Below are 20771 nucleotides of genomic sequence, written 5' to 3' on the forward strand. Positions count from 1 at the left end.
GTCGTTCAGCTCGATTGCGCTATGGTCCGGCGCTCTGAACCAAACAGGTAAGGGACGATGCACTTCGAGTTGGCCTTCGTACTGATATTCGCCATCGCGACCGCCGTGGCCATCGCCGCGCGGTACTTCAAGTTCCCCTATACGGTTGCCCTGGTCGTCGCGGGCGTGCTGTTGGGTGCCTTCAAGGCGTTCGAGCCGCCGCACCTCACGAAGGACCTGCTCTTCGCCATCATCCTCCCGGGCCTGCTCTTCGAAGCGGCGTTCCACGTCGAGTTCCGCAAGTTCTGGAAGAACAAGTTGGCCATCCACGCGCTGGCCATTCCGGGCCTGGTGGCCTCGGCGGCGCTCACCGCGTACATCCTGACGCAGGTGGTGGAGGGGCTGGACTTCGTCCACGGCTTCGGGATGCTGTCCGCGCTGGTGTTCGCGTCGGTCATCGTGTCCACGGACCCCATCGCCGTGGTGGCGCTCTTCAAGTCGCTGGGCGCGCCCAAGCGGCTGCTGCTCCTCGTGGAGGGCGAGAGCCTGCTGAACGACGGCGCGGCGGTCGTGCTCTTCACGCTCATCGTCGCGGTGGCCATGGGTGGCGAGTTCACGGTGGGCGGCGCCATGTCGAACTTCGTCAAGGTCTTCGGCATGGGCGTGCTCGTGGGCAGCGCGGTGGGCTACGGCGTCGCGCAGGTCATCAAGCGCGTGGACGACGCGATGGTGGAAATCACCCTCACGGTCATCGCGGCCTACGGCTCCTTCGTCATCGCCGAGCACTTCCACTATTCGGGCGTCATCGCGACGGTGGTGGCCGGCATGCTGTGCGGCAACTGGGCCACGCACCAGGGCATGAGCCCCGCCACCCGCATCGCGGTGGCCAGCTTCTGGGAGTACCTGGCCTTCGCGCTCAACTCCGTGGTGTTCCTCCTCATCGGGCTGGAGGTGAACCTCGGCTCGCTGATGGCGTCGTGGAAGCCCATCCTCGTGGCCTACGTGGTGGTGCTGGTCGCCCGCGCCGTCGTCGTCTACGGCGTGTCCGCGCTGCTGCGCTTCACCTCGGAGCGGATGCCGTGGGCCTGGAGCGCGGTGCTCACCTGGAGCGGGCTGCGCGGCGCCATCTCCATGGTGCTGGTGCTCGGTCTCCCGCCGGACTTCGCGCACCGCGAGCTGCTGGTGAACATGACGTTCGGCGTGGTGGTGCTCTCCATCGTCTTCCAGGGCCTCACCATGGCGCCGCTCCTGCGCAAGCTGCGCATCACCGGCCTCAAGGACGAGTTCCAGGAGCAGTACGAGCTGGCCCGGGGCCGCCTGGGCGCCATCCACGCCGCGCTCGCGGCCCTGGAAGCCATGCGCCGCAGCCGGGAGATTCCGGCCGACGTGGTGACGCAGCTCGAGAAGGACTACCAGGAGAAGGAGACCGTCGCCGAGAAGGAGCTGGCGGACCTCAAGCAGCAGTCGATGCGCTTCCACGAAGAAGAGCACCAGGAGGCCGTCCGGCGCGTCCTCATGGTGGAGAAGGCGTCCCTGCTCAAGGCCTACCAGTCCGCCACCATTGGCAAGGAGGCCTTCGCGGAGCTGTCGGCGGAGCTGGATGAGCGCATCGCCGCCGCGGACGCCGCGGAGAACCATGTCCCCTCGGAGGAGAACGCGGCGGTTGCGCCTGGCGCCGCGAGCGCCTGAGCCGCCTGGACCGGCGCATCCGCCCGATGACCTCCGGGCGGATGTGCCGCGCCGCGGGTGCGGCGGGGAACGTCAGGCAGCCGCGGGCTGCTGGACCTGAGGCTGGGCGCGCTCCTGGTTGAGCACCGCCCACTCCTGGCGCAGCCGTTCATAGAGGGCGTTGAGCGGCTGGCCCGGCGCTTCGTACTCGCCGGCGCGGTGTTCGACGATGTGGCGCAGCAGCGCGTAGCACAGGGTCGCCGCGCCCGCGGACTCCACGGTGGTGAACTGGCTGTCCTCCGTGAACCAGAGCGTGGTGGGCATCCCGCAGGCCTGCGTGCCCAGCGCCACCAGGTGCGGGCCAGGCTTGAGCCAGGGGTGCTTCTCGAACAGGTGGGGCCGGTCCACCGTGAGCGCGGTGATGAGGTTGGACACGCGCCGGTGCTCGAAGCGGCGGTCTTGATAGAGCTGGGCGAACACCAGGCCGCGCACGCGCTTCATGAACACCTTCGACGTCAACGCCACCAGCGACGTGGCGCGCAGGACGAGCATCTGCGCGAACTCCAGCACCGTGAGCTTCTTGAATGAAGGCCAGACATCCAGGTCCATCTGCCGCTTGAGCAGCGCCAGGACGTCATCGAGCCGCGCCCGCCCCCAGACCAGCGCCGTGGCCACCGCCGCGGTCAGCACGCCGGGGATGAGGTACAGGAAGGCGTCGGCGGGCTTCCACGCGCCCTGGCTCACAGTCTCGAAGCCGCGCCACCCGAGGATGGCCGCGGAGGCCAGCGTCAGCGCGAACAAGCCATACGCCATCCATGAGACGCCATTGAGCGTCACCCAGCCCCGCTTCGTCGGGTTCTCCGGGACGTCATACATCCGGGGGTCCTGCGTGCTCACGTCGGAGATGATGAGCGTGGGCGGAGCTTCGGAGGCGCCGTACGCCAGCATCAGGCTGTCGATGCCCTGGTTGTCGTAGATGCCGCCGTCCATCAGCGGCAGGCCGCCCTGGAACCTCGGCCCCAGCTCCTGCTCCGCCGCGTCGAGCGGGAAGGCCTGGGGCCAGTGGAACTGCTGGGGGAACACGAGCGGCTCGAAGCCGCCGGGGAAGCAGGACGACGCGGCCGCGATGTCCGCCAGCCGGACGTGCTGCCCCACCGCGCGAGGCACCCGGTAGCCGTTGTTCCCCAGCAGCGCGCCGGGCTTGTCGCTGCGGCGGAAGCGGAAGTCCAGGCCGGTGTGGAACTCGGTGGTGTTGAAGATGGCTTCCTGCAACTGCACGCGGTCTGAATCCAGGACCTCGCCCAGCCGCCGGTCCCCCAGGAAGTCGGGCCGCGCGTAGATGTCCGATGCGGAGCGGATGAGGCTGGCCCAGGCCTGACTGCCGTGGTCGCGGTTCGACGTCAGGCCCGTCAGCGCCTCGGCGATGACGTTCGTCCGCTTGAGATAGCTGGCGTAGCTGGCGTGGAACTCGCTGAACGCCTTGCCCTCCAGTTGGCTCGTCACCCACGCCATCCCCGTGAGGGTGCCTCCAGACACGGTGGACAGGCCGACCACGTCGGGGAGCAGCCCCACCGTGTCCAGCAGCCGCAGGGAGCCCAGATGGAAGGCCGCCGCGCGGTAGCCTCCACCCGAGAGGGACAAGGCAAGCGGTCCAAGCGGACCGGGGCCGGAAGACGTGGCTGCGTGGCTCATGGAGTGTCCTGGGCGCCGCGAGGAAGACGGTCCGCAGCATAGGACAGCAGAGCAACGCACATGCCACGCGAGGCCACCTGCGCCGCGCCTTCGGAGGGCTGCCCTTGCCGCGTCCCACGAGAACGCGGCGCGTCCCGGCGGCACGGCGTGACGCAACGTGTCCGCGCGACGAATCAGGCAGCGTCACGCGGCGCCTCCAGTCAGCACCGTGAAGCGAGCCCCTGTGGGGTGGAGGACGCTTCAGAGGGCCACGGCAACCCCTCGCCGTTCAGCCCTGGTGTGAATGCATCGGTGGTCCCATCCCTCGCGAGGGAACCTTGGCGACAACTGCTAGATTCTCGCGGGTGAAACCACGAACGCAGACGTTTCCACAGCGCCTTCGCAGGGTGATTGTCCCAACGGACTTCTCGGAGGCGAGCGCGCACGCGGTGGGGCGGGCGGCGCACCTCCCCCTCGCGGAGGGGGCCAAGGTGCTGCTGACCCATGCGCTCCCCAGCCGCATGCCCACGGAGCTGGGCGCCCGGGCGCTGGACGCCACCGCGCGCGAGCTCGAACGCATCGCCGAGCGGTTGCGCAAGGGGCTGCGCGCCGAGGGGACCTCGGCCACCGTCGAGACGCACATCGCTCGCGGCAAGCCGGTGGAGGCCATCCTGCGCCGGGCCAAGGCCTTTGGCGCGGAGCTCATCGTCCTGGGCCGGCATGGCGCCAAGCCGCTGCGCGACATGTTCCTGGGCTCCACGGCGGAGAACGTCATCCGGGGCGGAGTCCTGCCCGTGCTCATCGCCAACCGGCGGGCCACCGGCCCGTACCTCCGGCCCGTGGTGGCGGTGGACGCGGACGAGCCATCCAAGCGCGCGGCGCGCTTCGTGCCCACGTTGATGACGACCGGCGCCGAGCTGACGCTGGTGCACGCGTATGACGTGCCGCTGGAGTACGCCGTGTTCCCCGGGCTGAAGAGCAAGGAGCGCACGCACTACCAGAACACGTTCAAGGCCTCCGCGGAGCGGAAGCTCCGGGCCTTGCAGCGGGAACTGGACGCGCTGGGCGTGCCCTATCATCTGGTGATGGAGAACGGCGGCTCGCGCTCCATCGTCCTCGAGTTCGTGGACGACCAGGGCGCGGACCTGCTGGCCCTGGGGACCCGGGCGCGCTCCGGCGTGGCGTTCGCCCTGCTCGGGAGCGTCGCGACAGACCTCATCCGCGAGGCGAAGTGCGACGTGCTCGTCGTCCGCGAGGCCGGGCACGACGAGTAGAAGCACGGGGCCTGCCTGCCCGCGGACTCAGGCCGCGGGGGCCTTGCTCGTATCAGAGCCGGTAGCAGCGGCGGTGGTCGGCTCTGGCGCCGCGGGTGACGGCGCCTGGGCCTCCGAGCCAGCCGGCTGCGCCTGCGCCGCCGATGAGAGGGCCTCGGCCGCGGACTCGGTCCCCGGCACGGCATCGCCCACGGGCGCCTGCGCCGCTTCGGAGGCAACCGGCGCGACGCCGGCCGCAGTGGACGGCCCACCCTCGGAGGAGGAAACCGGCGCGACGCCGGCCGCAGTGGACGGCGCCTCCTCGGAGGAAACGGGAGCAACGCCCGCCGAGGTGGCCTGTGCCGCCTCGGAGGCAACCGGCGCGACGGCCGCCACAGTGGACTGCGCCTCCTCGGCGCCGGTCGGCGCGACACCCGCCGGGGTGGCCTGCGCCTCCCGCTGCTCCAGCCGCGCCGCGCCCTGCTCCGCCGCGCGGAGGAACTCGTCGTACTCGGACTTGCGCTCCTGCGCCTTGCTCTGGGCCTTCACCGACTGCTGCGCCGCCGCCTCGCGCCCCATCCTCACCGCGCGCGCGCTGAGCACCACGCCTCCAGCGAAGGCCACCAGGCTGAACAGCGAGCCGATGTCTCCAGCCCAGAGCCCATGCACGCCGTTCTGGATGAAGGCCATGGCATTCACGAAAAGCGCGCCCGTGAGCGCCGCGCCACCCGCCGTGGTCCACGCACGCAGCTCCATCACCCGCGCGGCGCCGTAGCACAGCACCGGCAGCACCCCGAGCACCCACAGGTTCTCCAGCAGCACCCACAGCAACACCCGCAGCGTGGCCACGGGCACCGCCTGGATGCGCACGCTCAGCCGAAACGTCAGCGCCACGCTCAGAATCGACCCCGCGATGAGCGCGATGAACCCCAGTCCCATGATGAACTGGAAGCGACGGACACGGACGCGCAGCGGCTCGAGGACACTCGTCTTGGGGCTCACGGGCAGGCAGCCTACCCCACTTCAGCCCTCGTCCTCCTCCACGTCCGCTGTCCCCCCTGGCGTGCGGGCAGGCGGGCCCTCTCCGTAGAAGACCTCCTCCAGCACCAGCCCCTGGGGCGGCGCGGTGGGCCCGGCGCGCTTGCGGTCCCTGGAGGCCAGCACCTCCGCCACCCAGGCCTCGGGGCGCCGGCCCTTCCCCACCTCCACCAGCGTCCCCGCCAGGTTGCGCACCATGTGCTTCAGGAACGCGGTGCCCTCCACCACGAAGGACACGGCGTCCCCCGAAGTGCCCTCCACGGACAGGCCGCGAAGCTCGCGCACCGCGTGCTTCGCCTGGCAGTCCGACGCCCGGAAGGCGGAGTAGTCATGCCGGCCCACCAGGTGCGTGGCGGCCCGCCGCATGGCCTCCACGTCCAGGGGCGCGAAGACCTCCCAGTGCGTCATCCGGCGCAGCGGCGAGCGCGTGCGCCGGTTGCTCACGCGGTACCGGTAGCGCTTGCCTCGGGACCACCGGCGCGGGTCGAAGTCCTCGGCCACCTCCACCGCGTCCACCACCGCCACGTCGGGCGGCAGCAGGCCGTTGAGGCCCAGGACGTAGGCCTTCAGCGGCAACACGCGGGGAGCATCGAAACAGGCCACCTGCCCGGAGGCGTGGACGCCCGCGTCCGTGCGGCCCGCCGAGGCCACCGACACGCGCGTCCCGAGCAGCCGCTCCAGGCCCGACTCCAGCACGGACTGGATGGAGGGCCCGTTCGGCTGCACCTGCCAGCCCACGTAGCGCGTTCCTTCGTATTCGAGCGTCAGCTTCAGCCGGGGCATGGGTCAGCGGTACTTGAGCCAGGACTCGAGCAGCTCCGCCACCATGCGGCCCGCGGGCACGTTGTTGCGGCGGGCCACGGCCTCCAGGGCCTCGGAGACGGCGGGGCTCAGCGGCACGGCCAGGGTGCGCGGCTCGGTGCGGTCCTCATGGGCGGGAGGCTCCGGCGCGGGCACGGACTTCGCCGTGTCGAGCGCGCTCACCACCTCCGCCAGCTCCAGCGCCTCCTCCGACGTGGGCGCGGCCGCGTCGCGCACGGACAGGCGGCGCTGCTCGGCGGCCAGCTCCTCCTCGAAGAGCTGCTTGATGAAGTTGGACAGGTGCAGCGCCGTGGGCGTGAAGTCGTACGCGTCCAGGAAGGCGTCCAGGTCCTTCTGCATCTGCGCGGCCGTCTGGTACCGCTTGTCCCGGTCGCGCTCCAGCGCCCGCATCAGGATGACCTCCAGGCGCTCTGGCAGGTCCTCGCGGAAGTACGACGGCGCGTAGATCTTCCCCTCGGTGATGCTGCGCATGACCGCGGCCTCGGACTCGCCGGTGAACAGCTTGAAGCCGGTGAGCCACTCGTAGAGCACCACGCCCAGGGAGAAGATGTCGCTGCGGCAGTCCAGCGGCTTGCCCAGACACTGCTCCGGGCTCATGTAGCTGAGCTTGCCCTTGATTTCGCCGTTGCGCGTCTGCTCCATCTGGTTGGCGGCCTTGGCGATGCCGAAATCCAGAATCTTCACCGAGCCGTCGAAGGCGACGACGACGTTCTCCGGTGACACGTCCCGGTGGACGATGTTGAGCGGGTTGCCGTACAGGTCCGCCTTGGTGTGCGCGTGGTGCAGGCCCGCGCAGACGCACGAGGCGATCTTCACCGCGTACACCAGCGGGAAGGGAATCCCCAGCGCCTCCGCCTTGGGGACGACGCGGCGCATGTCGCGGCCGGACACGTACTCCATGGCGATGAAGTAGCTGTCGGCGATCTTCCCCAGGTCGTGAATCTGCACGACGTTGGGGTGGTTGAGCTGCGCGGCCAGCCGGGCCTCGTTGAGGAACATCTTCACGAAGGCCGCGTGCTTGGACAGATGCGGGCGGATGCGCTTGATGACGACGGGGGACTCGCGGCCGTCATCCTGCTGCTGATGCGCGAGGAAGATCTCGGCCATGCCCCCCACGGCGATGCGGTCGATGAGGCGGTAATTTCCAAAGCGGCCGGTGTCGCGCGGAGGGGCAGCGGGAGGCATGACCGGAGGAGCCTACCCGTGCGCGGCCACGAAGTGCCAAGAAAGTGTCCGGGCCGAACCTCGCTGTTGGGTCCTCCAGCGGTTCATTTGCGCCCCTGGCTTTCAGGACGTCGCGCCGAGTCCGGAACGGGACAGCTTCAGCACCTGGCTGCTCGCCTGGCGGCATCGAGATCGCGCTGACGGAAGAAGGGCCATGCAGAACGTTCCCCGCGCTCTCTGTCCGGACTGGAGGGCGGACTGATTCCCAGGAGCGACGAGAGCCACTGCGCCGCCAGAAGGCGCCTGGGACGAATTCGCGGACCATCCCCCGACTTGGGCCGGTCCCGCCTGCGGCCAATCCAACCCTGACTTTCGTTAGGGGATGTAAAGCGAGGAGAGAGCCACAGAAGCGGGAATTCTCATCCACGCGCTCGACTGCGGCAGCATCGTCCTGCGCTGCCGCTCTGACATCGCCAGGAATGCCACCCCAGTCCCAACAGGCCACACACACAAGTGCAACCATCACACACGACAGACACCATCACTCTGAACTCCACGCCGGCCCCAATCCACAGACAGGGAGTCAAAGAACAAATCTGCCTCCTCAAACAAATCCGGATCATTGGACACAGCCTGAAGAAAAACAACACCACAACCCACGGCAATATATCGATTCCGGATCAGACTACCTTCTGCCAGCGTTGTCCAGGCCCACCCTACCCACCTTCCATGCAGGGCGTGAAGCTTCACGTCGCGCCCTTCGTTCAACGAAAACTTTTGCGCCAGCATGCGCAACTGCTGTTTGGGCTCCAACCCATCTCGCAACACTCCAGGAAACCAGCCAAAGGAAAGGGTCCTCGACACATGATCACCATACCATGAGCAAAGCACGCCCGCCTGCCCGCCGCGCTCAATTGGATCAGCGTCCGTGCACAAGGCTCTTCCCCAGGGCTTTAAAACCACGCCTTGCTCAACAGATGCGAACGGAGCCAAGACACTCACGCCTGGCACCATCTCAAACCGCATCAACTCTGCAGGATCCGGCCAAGCATCACGGCGATCTGCAACACCAGAACGGCGGCACCCTCCCCCTACACACACGATCAACACGACCGACGCAAGGCGAAGCCAAGAACAACCCAGGACTCCAATCATGGCTTCACCGTACTCCAATCAACTACGATTTGCATCACAAGACCACGATTCCCAGCAAGCATCTAAGGTCGTGTCCCTATAAGTGTGTAGATGGTGAGGAGGGACGAGCGGAAAAGAGGGAAGCTCCTCGGTGAAACCAACCGAGACGGTCTCCCCCTGGCAGGGGAGCCGAGGAGTTCCCTGACGTGGACGACACCGAGTTCGAATTCCCCGCGCACGAAGAGGTGCAGGCCGACCTGCGAGCGCTGTTTCGAGGCGCCATTCGGATGACGCTGGAGGCCCTGCTGGAGGAAGAGGTACGGGAGCTGGTGGGGGCTGGCCGGTGGCAGCGGATGGTGGGCCGGGCGGACGTGCGCAACGGCAGCTACCGGCGAGGCCTCACGTAGTCGGTGGGAGCGCTGGAGTTGCAGGTGCCACGCACGCGACAGAGTGGCAGTGCTGGCGCCGTGCTGGGGCGCTACCGACGTCGCACCGAGCAGGTGGATGACGCCATCACCGCCGCGTACGTGCAGGGCGTCTCCACGCGCAAGGTGGGCAAGGTGACACAGGCGCTGCTGGGCGAGGGCGTGGGGCGCTCCACGGTGAGCCGGGTGACGAAGGTGCTGGAAGGGAAGGTGGAGGGTTTGAGGAAGGCCCACCTCGAGCAGCCCTTCCCCTACGTCTACCTGGACGCCACCTTCCTCGACGCCCGGTGGGCCCGGGCGGTGGAGAATATTTCCGCCCTGGTGGCCTACGACGTCGGCGAGGACGGGCATCGGCACCTGCTCGCCGTCACCCTGGGGCCCAGCGAGTCCCAGGCCAGTTGGGGGGAGCTGCTGGAGCAACTGGTGGGGCGCGGCCTTGCCGGTGTGCGCCTCGTCATCGCCGACGGCCATGCGGGCCTGGAGGCCGCGGTGCGCCGGCTGCTGCCCGAGGCCCGTCAGTAGCGCTGCACCGTGCACCTGACTCGCAACGTGGCCGCCAAGGTACCCAGCGCGTCGCACGTGAGGTGTCCGCCCTCTTCAACGCCCCCAGCCGCAAGGAGGCCAGGGCCCGCCTGGAGGCCTTCAAGGCTGGCCTGGGCGCCCAACTCCCCGAGGCCGTCGCCTGCCTGGAGAAGGGCTTCGCTCACGCCACCGTCTTCTACGACTTCCCCTCCGCGCACTGGCGCCGCCTTCGCTCCACCAACGGCTTGGAGCGCCTCCACGGCGAGGTGAAGCGCCGCACCCGCTCCGTCGGTGCCTTCCCCGACAGGGCCAGTGCCTTGCGCCTCATCACCACCGTCGCCCTGGAGGTCTCCAGCATCTGGAGAGACCGCCGCTACCTCGACATGTCCCTGCTCAATCCCATCCAAGAACAGTCCGTTCAGCAGTCTGCGTGAAGCACGCCGAGGCCCTCCCCCCGTTCCCCCTCCTACACACGATCCGGGACTTGACCGGGGGCAGCAGGGTGTGGCGCAAGGTGAAGGTTGTGCCTGACACGGCGGACGGCGTGTCAGTCGAGGTACACGAAGTGCTTGGTGCCTCGGACGACTCGTTCACCGTCCAGGATCACCAGGAACGCCTCGTAGGAGTCCGTCGGCTGCCGAGGCTCGGAGTAACGCAGCGTCACCTTCATGCCTGCGGGGACGATGTACTTCGGCTTGCCCATCTCACGCGCTACCTCGTCGGCGGTCTTTCCCTGGAGCTGCGCCAGGCGACTGCCGCCGCTCGATCTCACGCTCACCACCACACCATCCTTGAGGTACAGGCACGCTGCCTCCGATGGCCAGCCCAGCACCCGACCGATCCAGTGCTGCCCCTGACTCGGTTCGGCCGTCCCGGTGCCGAAGCACCACTCCTCGACCGTCTCCTCGGAGTACGTGGTGAGCGGCTTGCCCAACCGCTGCATCACATCCGCTTCGGTCTCTCCCGGCTGGATCGCGCTGAACCCGGCTTCCGAGAAGCCAGCGGCGTACTTCGTCTGCGGCCGAGTCTTCCACACCACGAAGAGCATCAACGCCACCGCGAGCGCGAGCACGCCCCCGAGGATCCGAACTCGCATCCGCTTCATGGCGTCGACGTGTTGGGCGGCCAGCCCGCTGGTGAGTTCGTACCCGGAGGGTAATGGGTCGGCGATCCGAGCCACCACGGCCAGCAGGTACACGAGAGTTCCTGCACGCCGTTCGAGTCGCACTCGACCGTGCACTTGCAGTTGTTCGGGATCTTGTAGACGCCGGTGTCCATGTACACGGCGTCGCTGTCCGTGCACGTCCCTGGCGCAGGGAGGTTCTTCAGCTCACCGGGGTCGCCCGTCTTCGGGGAGGTCTCCGGAAGATCCTTGCAGGAGTTGCCATCGTCCTTCTTGCAGGACGACGAGACGCAGAGCTTCCCAGGGGTCCACGGCGTCGGGTACAGGCCGTTCGGGTCGGTGAAGTACAGCGGGTTGTTCATCGCGTAGGCGTAGGCGCTCACGTTGTGCCCCTGGAGCGCCATCCGCCGGATGAACCTCGGGTCCGGCATCATCGGCTCGGGCTGATGGTATCTACCTATCGATGGATTATAGAAACGATTCCAATTTTCAGCGAATCCCGTTTCATCATCGTGGTACTGGCCAGGGAACCGCAATGGAATCCAGAAGGGCTGCGCTCCAGACTGGTACCGCTGGTACTCGTAGCCCTCCAGCACCACCCCTTGGTAGCCTGACGCCGCCGTTGCGCTCGCCACAAACCGCACCTCCACCCGACCGTTTGCCGGATGCACCCACGGCGTCACGACATTCCCATTCCTCACCTCCGAGGTGGAATCCAGGCTCGCCGCCGTATCCACGTCCACCAGGCTGACGCTGGCCGCACCACTCTGCGTATTGTTGGCGGTCATCGCGGAGCGCGGGTTATGCCGAGCTCGGCATAATCCGCGCTTCTTGGTGACCATCAACACACCGGCAGGACCAGGAGCGGCAAGGCCGTGGGCAGGCCCAGGCGGGATGTGGATCTCCAGGCCGTGGCCGAGCTGAGGGCCATGGGTCGGAGCTGGAGGGAGATCGCCCAGGCCCTGCACGTGCCCCGGCGGACCCTGACCCGGGCCTGGGCGCTGGAGCACAACCCTGACCCCGTTCAGGCGGCCTGAGCCCCGAGGGAGAGGGTGGGTGGGGCGGAAGGTCTGGGTTGCGCGCGGGAACTGGCGCGTGCCCCGCGCCCTACATCATTGCGAAACGTAGCACGGTGTTTCCGATGGATAAGCCAAGTGCCAGGAGTGCCCACTTCCGTCCGTAGCGTGGAATGCACGCCACTGCGGCGACGATGACGGCAGCGACCGCAATCGGAAACTCCCATGCGAGGAGTGCTCCAAGTGAGGCCACCCTCCGGGCAGAGAGTTCATCGACACCTGGCAATTCGGCGAGCCTCTCCAATCCCCGGGTGAGCCTGAAGGCCCACCAGCCCCAGAGCGACGCGAGCATGGAGCAAACCGATGCCGTGATCGCGACGATAGTGGCGGTGCGCTTCGTCGTGTCTGCGTTACTTGCACCCATCGATTGCCCCGCACCCTTGGTCATAAAGCTTGTATGCAAGCTTTTCAGCGGCGACGGCAGAGCACTCGCCGTCAGGGCTGGCCGCACCAAGCCGCGTGAGCGCGTCGTTCGTCCCAAGGGACAACTGATGAGAGAGCTCGTGAAGCATCGTGGCGGCCATTTCGCGCTCGCCGCGCCATGTGCCCGAGCCCGAGAAGATCCGGGACTGGAACATCGACGAGCAAATGTTCGTGGTGTTACTGAACCAGTTGGTCGTTGCCGCCGTCCCCGATTGCCAACACCCCAACGGGCTCTCATCGTGGAAGTAGCGGACCAAGTGATCGCTGGAATTGGTGAACGGATTGGAACCGAAGCACTTCGCCATCCACTGACCAACGGCGGGACAATTTCTTAGGCGAGACATCGCCGATTGCATGAGGTCCCAGTACCGATCAGTTTCAAGGCGTACTTCGAGGCCGGTCGGGTCCGTGAAGTGCAAGGGGTCGTTGTTCGCGTAGGCGTAAGCAGGCGCGCTCATACCCTGCGACGCCATACCCTTCACGAAGTTCGGGCTCTGGAGCATGGGCTCGGGCTGCAGGTATCTACCTATCGATGGATTATAGAAACGATTCCAATTTTCAGCGAATCCCGTTTCATCATCGTGGTACTGGCCAGGGAACCGCAATGGAATCCAGAAGGGCTGCGCTCCAGACTGGTACCGCTGGTACTCGTAGCCCTCCAGCACCACCCCCTGGTAGCCTGGCGCCGCCGTTGCGCTCGCCACAAACCGCACCTCCACCCGACCGTTTGCCGGCTGCACCCACGGCGTCACGACATTCCCATTCCTCACCTCCGAGGTGGAATCCAGGCTCGCCGCCGTATCCACGTCCACCAGGCTGACGCTGGCCGCACCACTCTGCGTATCCACCAGGTGGTACAGCGCACGCATCCTCACCACCTCCACTCCCGCACTCACCGGCTGCGTCAGCGTCCCCAGACTCACGCTGCTTCCACTCGTGTACGGGTGCGCCGTCTCCGCCACCTGCGACACCCGGTTGACGTGCCCAAACGGGTCATAGTCCGCGGCACCCGTCACTCGCCTCGAAGCGTCCAGCATCACCACCGGCTTGCCGATGTGGTCCACCACCTGAGCGATCCCCGCATTTGAGCGAGCGGATGGCCAGACGCCTACCTGACAGCCGCGTGCGAGGCAAAGTGGTGGGGTGCAGGAGGAGAGGCCATGCTGGTACGCAAGGTGGCCATCAACGAAGAGCAGGTGCGGGCGTTCCTGGAGAGCTTGTTCGAGCAGGACCTGCATGCCAAGAGGGTGCTGTCGCTGTCGCATGCGACGCTGGGCGTGGTGCATGCCGCGTCGCTGTCGGTGCACGCCATTGGTCAGGCGCTGGCGTGGGCCCGAGGCGGCATGGAGAAGCACGGCATCAAGCAGGTGGACCGGCTGCTGTCCAATGAGGCCGTGGACGTGTGGAAGCGGGCGGCCGCGTGGGTGCCGTACGTGCTGGCCGAGCGCTCCGAGGCGCTGGTGGCGCTGGACTGGACGGACTTCGAATCCGACGACCACACCACGCTGGTGGCCAGTCTCGTTACCTCATACGGGCGTACCACGCCCCTGCTGTGGATGACGCTGCAGAAGAGCGCGCTGGCGGGCAACCGTGCCCAGGCGGAGGATGAGTTGCTGCTGCGGCTCAAGGAGTGTGTGCCCGAAGGGGTGAAGGTGACCGTGCTGGCGGACCGGGGCTTCGCGGACCAACGGCTGTAACCCTGCTGGCGCAGCTGGGGTTCGAGTACGTGGTGCGTTTTCGCAGGGACGTGCGGCTGGAGGTGGAAGGCGTCCACCAGCGGCCTGACGCCCGAGGGAGAGGGTGGGTGGGGCGGAAGGTTCAGGTTGTGCGCCCCTACTTCTTCTCCTTGAGGACTTCCTCGAAGAGCGGAGCGAGCTTCTCGCACTGCTCGCGTAGAGTCGGATCGCGACCAGCTACCCCCTTCGCGGTGATCATCCAGCCTCCAAGGCAGCGCATCGCCGACAAGTCGCGGCCAGCAAGACGGCAGGCGAGGATGGTCCCGTCCCCGCTCGAACAGTGCTTGTCGAGGAGCGGTTTCAACTGCGGATACTCGCTCTGGGGCTCCGCGATGATCAGCGCTTGGAGTCGATCCTTCTGCCCGCTCACGCCTGCCAAGACCCGGTACGTACCAGCACTGAACCAGCCGCTCTTCCACCAGCGGCCGGCGTCTTCTTCTCTAACTCTCCACCCCGCTGCTTCGATCTCGGTTCGCGTAGTTCCCGGAAGTGGGAAGCAGAGCCCCAGGATCGCCAGACCCGTGCAGAGCGTCACGGGCCGCCTCCGAAGACGCTCTGCCAGTACCATTCCATCATCTTGTGCGGCGTCACCAGCGCGTTGGGGGAATCTGGGAGAGCGCCATCCACCGCATCACCTGCGAATCTAGGGATGGGCTCCGGCGCACCAGGACGGCCGAGGTACTCGTTGTCGAACAGGCTGGCATGAGTCAGTTCGTGGGCGAGGTTCGTGACGGGGTTGTAGAGGTCGCTGCGAACCCTGCCGTCGTACAGATCGATGTTCCCGCCAACGTTATACTGACCAGGAAACCGCAACGGAATCCAGAAGGGCTCCGCCCCTGACTGGTACCGCTGGTACTCATACCCCTCCAGCACTACCCCCTGGTAGCCTGACGCCGCCGTCGCACTCGCAGCAAACTTCACCTCCACTCGCCCACTCGAAGGCTGCACCCACGGCGTCACGACATTCCCCTTCCGCACCTCTGAGGTGGAATGCAAGTTCGCCGTCGTATCCGCGTCCACCAGACTGACGCTCGCCGCGCCACTCTCGGTGTCCACCAAGTGGTACAACGCACGCATCCGCACCACCTCAACTCCCGCACTCACCGGTTGCATCAGCGTCGTCAGACTCACGCTGCTTCCACTCCCATACGGGTGCGCCGTCTCCGCCACCTGCGACACCCGGTTGACGTGCCCAAACGGGTCATGGTCCGCAGCACCCGCCACTCGCCGCGAAGCGTCCAGCATCACCACCGGCTTGCCGATGTGGTCCACCACCGGGAAATACACCCCACACGCGGCCGCCTCTTCATTGCGCGTGCAGCTGCCCACCCCATCCTCCTGACGCGCCCACGCGCTGCTGAATTTCGCGCGGATGACGGCCACCGCCCTGCCTCCCAACCACACATAGTCGTCCGTCGCGTGGTGCCCCACCGCCATCGAAAAGCCGTCATTCCCCCGGTCCGTCAGCAACTTGTGCCCTGCACTATTGAAGTACTCGTCCTTCGTCCCTCCGGGATAGGCCTTCAGCCGCCGCCGCCCCTGTGCATCGTAGAAGTAATTATAAATGGCTCCATTGCGGTTGACTGCCCGGAAGACAGTGTCCGTCGCGACACCAATCTGCGCGCTCTCGTCGACTCCATACTCAAACCCCTGGACAAACACCGGCGTCCCACTCACCCCATGCGCCCATCGCTGCGACGTCACTCGCCCGTCCTCGTCATACGCCAGCGCATACCACAGCAGACTCCCCGACGCCGTCGCCCCCCATTCCGCCAACCTGTCCACCGCCAGCGCCGGCGCCATTGCAAAGGCATAGGCAGTACCATCCGCGGACATGCTCGTGCGGTTTCCTCGATTGTCGTATTCGAAGCTCCGGCTCGTGTACGTCCCTCCCGTCGCCGCCACATTCCCCGTCGGCCGCCCGGCTGACACCAGCTTCAGGCTCCTGTCGTACCCGTAGGTTTCGATTCGCGGCGTCGTCGCCCCCAGCTGTGACCGCGCTTGAATGCCGCCGGACTCCCGTCCTTCTGCGCTGCGTCGCTACGCCTGGCGAGGCGGTCAGCCCTGAGAATGCGCGCTCCACCGCCGCCTTCACCAGGAGTTGCTGCGCCAGCAGGTGCGCGCGAACCCGTCTTTCAATCTTCGCGTCAAGCGTCGCTGGGGTTCTCGTGTTCATCCACCACGGGTTGCACACCCCGACGACGGCCTCAACACCACCCCTGAACGGTTACGTGAGCCCCGTCTGCCGCCGATGCTACCGGACCTGAACGCGGTGCACCTTCAGCGCCGGTTCCTGTCCAGGCGGCGGAGGGAAATCCAACGCGGAAGGCCCGAGCGAGCCCAGCGACTTCCCCTGGCGGCCCGCCTGGGACACCCCTTCAAGCACCATGGCCTCGAAGCGGCGGGAAGGCAGCCCGGCGTGGTTGCAGCACGCCACCAACTGCCCTCCCGGACTCACCACGCGCGCGGCGGCCTCGGCCAGCCGCGCATAGTCGCGCGCGGCGGAGAAGCGCCCACTACGCGTCGTAGAGAACGACGGCGGATCCGAGATGACGATGTCGAAGGACTCGCCCTTCTTGGCCAGCCGCTTGAGCCAGTCGAACACGTCACCGGCCACATAGTCGTACCGGTCCACCGTCTGGCCATTGAGGCGCGCGTTCTCCTCGCCCCACTCCAGCACGCGCCGGCTCGCGTCCAGGTTGAGCGCCCGCTTCGCGCCACCCGCCGTGGCCACCACGCCGAAGGCACAGGTGTAGGAGAAGAGGTTGAGCACGGTGAGGCCTCGCGCCTGTGACAGCAGCCACGCCCGCGTGTCCCGCATGTCCAGGTACAGCCCCACCGACAGCCCCTGGGCCGGACGGATGAGGAACGACAGGCCGTTCTCGAGCGCGGTGAAGGACTCCACCGCTTCGCCCCGGGCGGGTGCCTCGGGCGCAAGCGACTCCTTCGCCACGTTGGCCAGGACCCGCGCCTCCCGGGGGCGGCGCTTGAGGTAGAGGCTGCGAGGCGCCCAGGCGGCCACGGCCGCGTCGAGCAAGGCCTCCTCCTCGGCCGGCGTGAAGTCCCGGTAGAGGCTGATGACGTACACGTCGCCAAACACGTCCGCCGTCACGTCCGGCACGCCGTCCGCTTCGGCGTTCAGCACGCGCCAGGCCGTGGTCCGCGCGTCCCCGAGCAACGGCCCGCGCCGGCCGCGCGCCGCGCGCAGCGTATCCACCAGGGAAGAAGGCGATGCACCCATGCCGCCGCTCAACTGCCCAGCCGCGCGCGCGTCCAGACACGCTCCAGCGCCTGGGTCGCCGCGTGGGAGAGCTCCACGTAGTCGAGCCCCAGCACCTGGCCCTCGCGCACGCAGACGCGGCCATTGACGATGGTCCACCCCACCGGCGAATGCGCGAGCTGCCCGAGCAGATAGGGCGAGTAGCCCGTCTCCGGGTCCGCGGTGGGGACGACGTCATAGACGACGAGGTCCGCGATGCTCCCCTCCTCCACGTTGCCGGAGGGCAGGCCGAACAGCCGCGTGCACAGCTCCGCCGGGCCGTTGACCAGCAGGTGCGCCAGCGCGCCATCCACGTCCGGCAGCCGCCCGGAGCGGGAGATGCGCAGCACCCCCACCAGCGCGGCGAGCAGCTCGTCCTGGAGGCTGCCGTGGCCGCCCGTGCCGAGCCCCAGCAGGTGGACCCGCGACAGCACCGCGTCCATGGGGTCCGCGCCGCGCTCCAGCGTGCGCGCGCCCCGGGCCGCCAGCGCCACGAAGGCCCCACTCTGCTCCAGCAGCTCCGCCTCCGCGCTGTCCAGCACGCGCGCATAGCCCGCGATGGCGCGGGGCCCGAGCAGCCCCAGCGCGTCCAGCCGCGGCACCACCCGCTTGCCGTGCTGGGCGTAGGTGGTGGAGAGGTCGTCCTCGCTCTCCGCGAGGTGGAAGACGGTGGGCGCGTCCAGCACCCGGCTCAGCTCCGCGATGCGGCGCAGCAGCGCGTCATCACAGGTGAACGACGCGTGGAAGCCGAGCGCGCCCCGCACCAGCGGGTGCTCCCGGTGCGCGCGGGTGAAGTCCGCGTTGGCGTCCAGCCACGTCTGCGCCTGCGCGGCGCCATCCAGCCCATGGGTGGAGTGGCTCGTCACCAGCCGCAGGCCCACGGCCTCGGCGGCGCGCGCCTGCGCGGCGAGCCCTCCCGCCACGTCCTGGCAGGACAGGTGCTCCACCGCCAGCGTGACGCCATTGCGCAGGGCCCGGGCCGCCGCGTAACGGGTGAGGGCCTCCACGTCCTCGTTGGTGAGCAGCCGCGCCACGTGCCGGAGCCGGTCCAGGCGCTCGCGCGGCGGGAGCATCAGGAAGTGCCCCGTGGGCGGCAGGAGCTGACCGTTGACGAGGTGCGTGTGGCAGTCCACCAGGCCCGGCGCCACCAGCCGGCCGCGACAGGCGACCTCCCAGTCCCCCGGCAGCACGGGCACCTGGGCGTCCGGCGCGACGCGACGGATGGTGCTGCCTTCCACCACCACGGCCATGCCATGACGGACGCGCCCGTCCGCCCTGAACACGGCACAGTTTTTCAGAAGCAGGCGGCCTTCCATGAAAGGCTTGTTCTACCACGGGCCCGGCGGGGCGCGAGGGGGCGCGGCTGCCAGCGTGCATGTTAGGGTCCGTACGGTATGACGCCGCTGAGCCCCGCCGTGAACTCCCCGTCCCCCGTGACGGCCCCCACCCCGCCAGGGGCCCTGGCCTTCCGGGGCTTGTGGCTCTTCTCGCCGCGGGCAGATGCCCTCATCGTCGCCCTGCCCCTGGCCCTGGCCCTGTGCACCGCGGCCGCCAACGTCTGGCTGGCCCCGGGCGCCGCGGAGAGCGCGCACCGCCTTTCGGCCTGGACGGCGCAGAACCTGCTCGGCAACGCCACCCATGTCATCCTGACGTTCCTGCTCTTCGCGGTGCACCGGGACGTGCTCACGTCGGCTCCGGGCCAGCCCAGGCAGGTGCTGGCGGGCTCGCTGGCCATGCTGGCGGTGGGCACGGTGCTCTTCTTCACGTTCTACGCGGAGCGCACCGCGCACATGTACGGCGTGGCGGTCCTCTTCAACGTCTTCGGCACGCACCACACGTTGTCCCAGCACCGGGGCATCTGGTCGCTCCACGGGCTGCGCGCGAGCAAGGCCGGGCTGCCCGGGGCGTCCGTGCTGGAGCGCAAGCTGCAACAGATGTACGTCCCGCTGCTGCTCACGCTGCTGCTGGTGCGCATCTTCTTCGTCGCCGAGTCCGCGGGGCCCGACGCGCCCGCGTACCTGGATGTGGGCCAGGGCCATGTGCTGCCCCACGGGATGCTGGCGGTGCTGCTCCTGGTGTGGCTGGGCTACTTCCTGTTGCTGTTCCGCTCCGTGATGCGCACGGAGGCCGTCAGCGGGCCGAAGGTGCTGTACCTCCTGGCCATGGCGACGGCGACCGGGCTGGTGCTGGTGGCGCCGACGTGGGGCTACGTCATGCTGCCCGGTATGCACGGGCTGGAGTACTACATGCTCACCGCGCGCATGCTGGAGCCGCGTGAGGGGGATACGCCCCGGCTGCCCCGGAAGCTCATCGTCCCGGCGATGATTGCGTCCATGCTGCCCCTGCTGGCGCTGGGCGCGGTGCATGGCCTGCTCCAGCAGGGCGTGGTGCGGGGCGCGCTGGGCAGCAACATGGGCGTGGCGGAGACGCATCCCCTGCTGCGCGCCATGACGTCGCTGGGCTTCGCGTGCGTGCTGGCCCACTACTTCGCGGACGCCCTCATCTACCGCTTCCGGATTCCGTCCATCCGCGCGGTGATGCTGAAGCGGCTGGGCTTCAACTAGCCGGAGCGTCACCGCGCGTCAGACGCAGGTGCCTCCGCCCCCCTGCCGCTCCGCGTTGGCCGCGAAGGCGTCCCGCAGGAACAACGACAGGCCCGGACGCACCTTGTCGATGTTCTCCGTGAAGCGCGGATCCGCCACATACAGCTCTCCCAGGCCCCGGTGCATCGCGGGCGGGCAGGTGTAGAACCATCTGCCCAGGTATTGCCGGTGCGCCTCGGCCAGGTCCATGGCCGCGTCCGACGCGGCAGGGGTCCCCGCGGCGAGCAGGTCCGCCAGCGCCTGGAAGAGGGCGTCCCCCTCCTCCTTGATGCGCTTCCAATCCTCCTTCTTGTAGCGCGCGGCCCTCCGGGAGGACTCCTTGTAGGCCTCCGTCTCCCCCCAACGCTGCTTCGCCTCCTCCTCGTACTTCGACGGGTCGAAGTCGCCAAAGGCCTCGAACATGTCTTCCTTGTCCACGTGCGTCCCCTTCTCCAGCGCGTCCAGCGCTGCGTCCACGGCGTGCACCAGCGCGTCCAGCCGGGCGGCGCGCTCCGTCAGGAGCTGCCGCTGCATCCGCAGGGCGGCGCGCAGGTCGAAGGTGGGGTCGGCCAGGATGCGGCGGATCTCCTCCAGCGGGAAACCCAGCTCCTTGAAGAAGAGCACCTGCTGCAGCCGCTGCAGGTCCGCCTGCGAGTAGAGCCGGTAGCCCGACGCACTGCGGTCCGACGGACGCAACAAGCCCAGCTCGTCATAGTGGTGCAACGCCCGGATGCTGACTTTCGCCAGCCGGGCCACCTGGCTCACCGTCAGGGCCATCTCCACCTCGTTGAGAAGAGGTGTAGGGTCTCACGTCGCGTGAGGGTCAAGCCCGGGAGAAGTCGCGCGGCCTCCGCTGGCCAGCTCGCGCCGCTGCCTTCGCGTGCCTGCCGTAACAC

General features: G+C 68.0%; 17 protein-coding genes and 1 pseudogene. 5 read left to right on the top strand and 13 right to left on the bottom strand.

The features are described 5' to 3' along the window. Window positions 1-57 precede the first annotated feature (57 nt). Window positions 58-1668 (top strand): Na+/H+ antiporter, encoded by a 1611-nt coding sequence (locus MYMAC_RS25145; protein WP_095959929.1) that lies wholly within the window; start codon window positions 58-60, stop codon window positions 1666-1668. 72 nt (window positions 1669-1740) lie between these two features. Here the strand turns inward: MYMAC_RS25145 and MYMAC_RS25150 are convergent, their stop codons facing one another. After that, the gene (locus MYMAC_RS25150) at window positions 1741-3288 is read right to left on the bottom strand and encodes a patatin-like phospholipase family protein (RefSeq protein WP_095959930.1); all 1548 of its coding nucleotides are present in this window, start codon (window positions 3286-3288) and stop codon (window positions 1741-1743) included. Window positions 3289-3725: 437 nt separating this feature from the next. On the opposite strand from MYMAC_RS25150, the gene MYMAC_RS25155 reads away from it, so the two are divergent. After that, entirely contained in the window at window positions 3726-4592 is an 867-nt protein-coding gene (locus tag MYMAC_RS25155) for a universal stress protein (protein WP_239989002.1), read from the top strand. Between the two features lie 27 nt (window positions 4593-4619). Here MYMAC_RS25155 and MYMAC_RS25160 read toward each other — a convergent pair whose 3' ends face one another. The 4 genes from MYMAC_RS25160 to MYMAC_RS36975 all read right to left on the bottom strand — a co-directional run bounded on the left by MYMAC_RS25160 (window position 4620) and on the right by MYMAC_RS36975 (window position 8750). Continuing rightward, window positions 4620-5573, bottom strand: a complete 954-nt coding sequence (locus tag MYMAC_RS25160) for a hypothetical protein (RefSeq protein WP_095959932.1) — start codon at window positions 5571-5573, stop codon at window positions 4620-4622. A 21-nt stretch (window positions 5574-5594) separates the two neighbouring features. Further along, window positions 5595-6392, bottom strand: coding sequence for a tRNA pseudouridine(38-40) synthase TruA (truA, locus tag MYMAC_RS25165; protein WP_095959933.1), 798 nt, complete (start codon window positions 6390-6392; stop codon window positions 5595-5597). A 3-nt stretch (window positions 6393-6395) separates the two neighbouring features. Beyond that, window positions 6396-7616, bottom strand: coding sequence for a serine/threonine protein kinase (locus MYMAC_RS25170; protein WP_095959934.1), 1221 nt, complete (start codon window positions 7614-7616; stop codon window positions 6396-6398). A gap of 501 nt (window positions 7617-8117) precedes the next feature. Next, window positions 8118-8750, bottom strand: a complete 633-nt coding sequence (locus MYMAC_RS36975; RefSeq protein WP_157757546.1) for a hypothetical protein — start codon at window positions 8748-8750, stop codon at window positions 8118-8120. A 185-nt stretch (window positions 8751-8935) separates the two neighbouring features. Between MYMAC_RS36975 and MYMAC_RS25175 the strand changes: the two are divergent. Continuing rightward, a pseudogene (locus MYMAC_RS25175) lies at window positions 8936-10110 on the top strand (IS256 family transposase). Between the two features lie 113 nt (window positions 10111-10223). Here MYMAC_RS25175 and MYMAC_RS25180 read toward each other — a convergent pair. The 3 genes from MYMAC_RS25180 to MYMAC_RS25190 form a co-directional block, all read right to left on the bottom strand. Then, complete coding sequence (locus tag MYMAC_RS25180) at window positions 10224-10772, bottom strand: hypothetical protein (protein ID WP_095959935.1); 549 nt, start codon at window positions 10770-10772, stop codon at window positions 10224-10226. A 5-nt stretch (window positions 10773-10777) separates the two neighbouring features. Continuing rightward, window positions 10778-11641 (bottom strand): RHS repeat-associated core domain-containing protein, encoded by an 864-nt coding sequence (locus MYMAC_RS25185; protein ID WP_095961679.1) that lies wholly within the window; start codon window positions 11639-11641, stop codon window positions 10778-10780. Between the two features lie 584 nt (window positions 11642-12225). Then, entirely contained in the window at window positions 12226-13365 is a 1140-nt protein-coding gene (locus tag MYMAC_RS25190; RefSeq protein WP_157757549.1) for an RHS repeat-associated core domain-containing protein, read from the bottom strand. Window positions 13366-13458: 93 nt separating this feature from the next. Between MYMAC_RS25190 and MYMAC_RS25195 the strand changes: the two genes are divergently transcribed. Then, window positions 13459-13995 (top strand): hypothetical protein, encoded by a 537-nt coding sequence (locus tag MYMAC_RS25195; RefSeq protein WP_157757550.1) that lies wholly within the window; start codon window positions 13459-13461, stop codon window positions 13993-13995. Window positions 13996-14131: 136 nt separating this feature from the next. On the opposite strand, the gene MYMAC_RS36985 is transcribed toward MYMAC_RS25195, so the two are convergent. The 4 genes from MYMAC_RS36985 to MYMAC_RS25215 all read right to left on the bottom strand — a co-directional run bounded on the left by MYMAC_RS36985 (window position 14132) and on the right by MYMAC_RS25215 (window position 18609). Further along, the gene (locus MYMAC_RS36985; protein WP_157757551.1) at window positions 14132-14569 is read right to left on the bottom strand and encodes a hypothetical protein; all 438 of its coding nucleotides are present in this window, start codon (window positions 14567-14569) and stop codon (window positions 14132-14134) included. After that, window positions 14566-15870, bottom strand: a complete 1305-nt coding sequence (locus MYMAC_RS25205; protein WP_095959939.1) for a hypothetical protein — start codon at window positions 15868-15870, stop codon at window positions 14566-14568. The genes MYMAC_RS36985 and MYMAC_RS25205 overlap by 4 nt, the downstream gene beginning before the upstream one ends. Before the next feature lie 418 nt (window positions 15871-16288). Then, window positions 16289-17275 carry a class I SAM-dependent rRNA methyltransferase gene (locus MYMAC_RS25210; protein WP_095959940.1) on the bottom strand — a complete coding sequence of 329 codons (987 nt, stop codon included), beginning with the start codon at window positions 17273-17275 and terminating at the stop codon, window positions 16289-16291. Window positions 17276-17283: 8 nt separating this feature from the next. Further along, a complete protein-coding gene (locus tag MYMAC_RS25215; RefSeq protein WP_095959941.1) occupies window positions 17284-18609 on the bottom strand; it encodes an amidohydrolase family protein in 1326 nt (441 codons plus the stop codon). A gap of 99 nt (window positions 18610-18708) precedes the next feature. Between MYMAC_RS25215 and MYMAC_RS25220 the strand changes: the two genes are divergently transcribed. Then, complete coding sequence (locus MYMAC_RS25220; protein WP_239989004.1) at window positions 18709-19857, top strand: hypothetical protein; 1149 nt, start codon at window positions 18709-18711, stop codon at window positions 19855-19857. Window positions 19858-19875: 18 nt separating this feature from the next. On the opposite strand, the gene MYMAC_RS25225 is transcribed toward MYMAC_RS25220, so the two are convergent. Beyond that, complete coding sequence (locus MYMAC_RS25225; protein WP_204816942.1) at window positions 19876-20652, bottom strand: MerR family transcriptional regulator; 777 nt, start codon at window positions 20650-20652, stop codon at window positions 19876-19878. Window positions 20653-20771: the final 119 nt, after the last annotated feature.

It is taken from the genome of Corallococcus macrosporus DSM 14697, assembly GCF_002305895.1.
GTDB lineage: Bacteria > Myxococcota > Myxococcia > Myxococcales > Myxococcaceae > Myxococcus > Myxococcus macrosporus.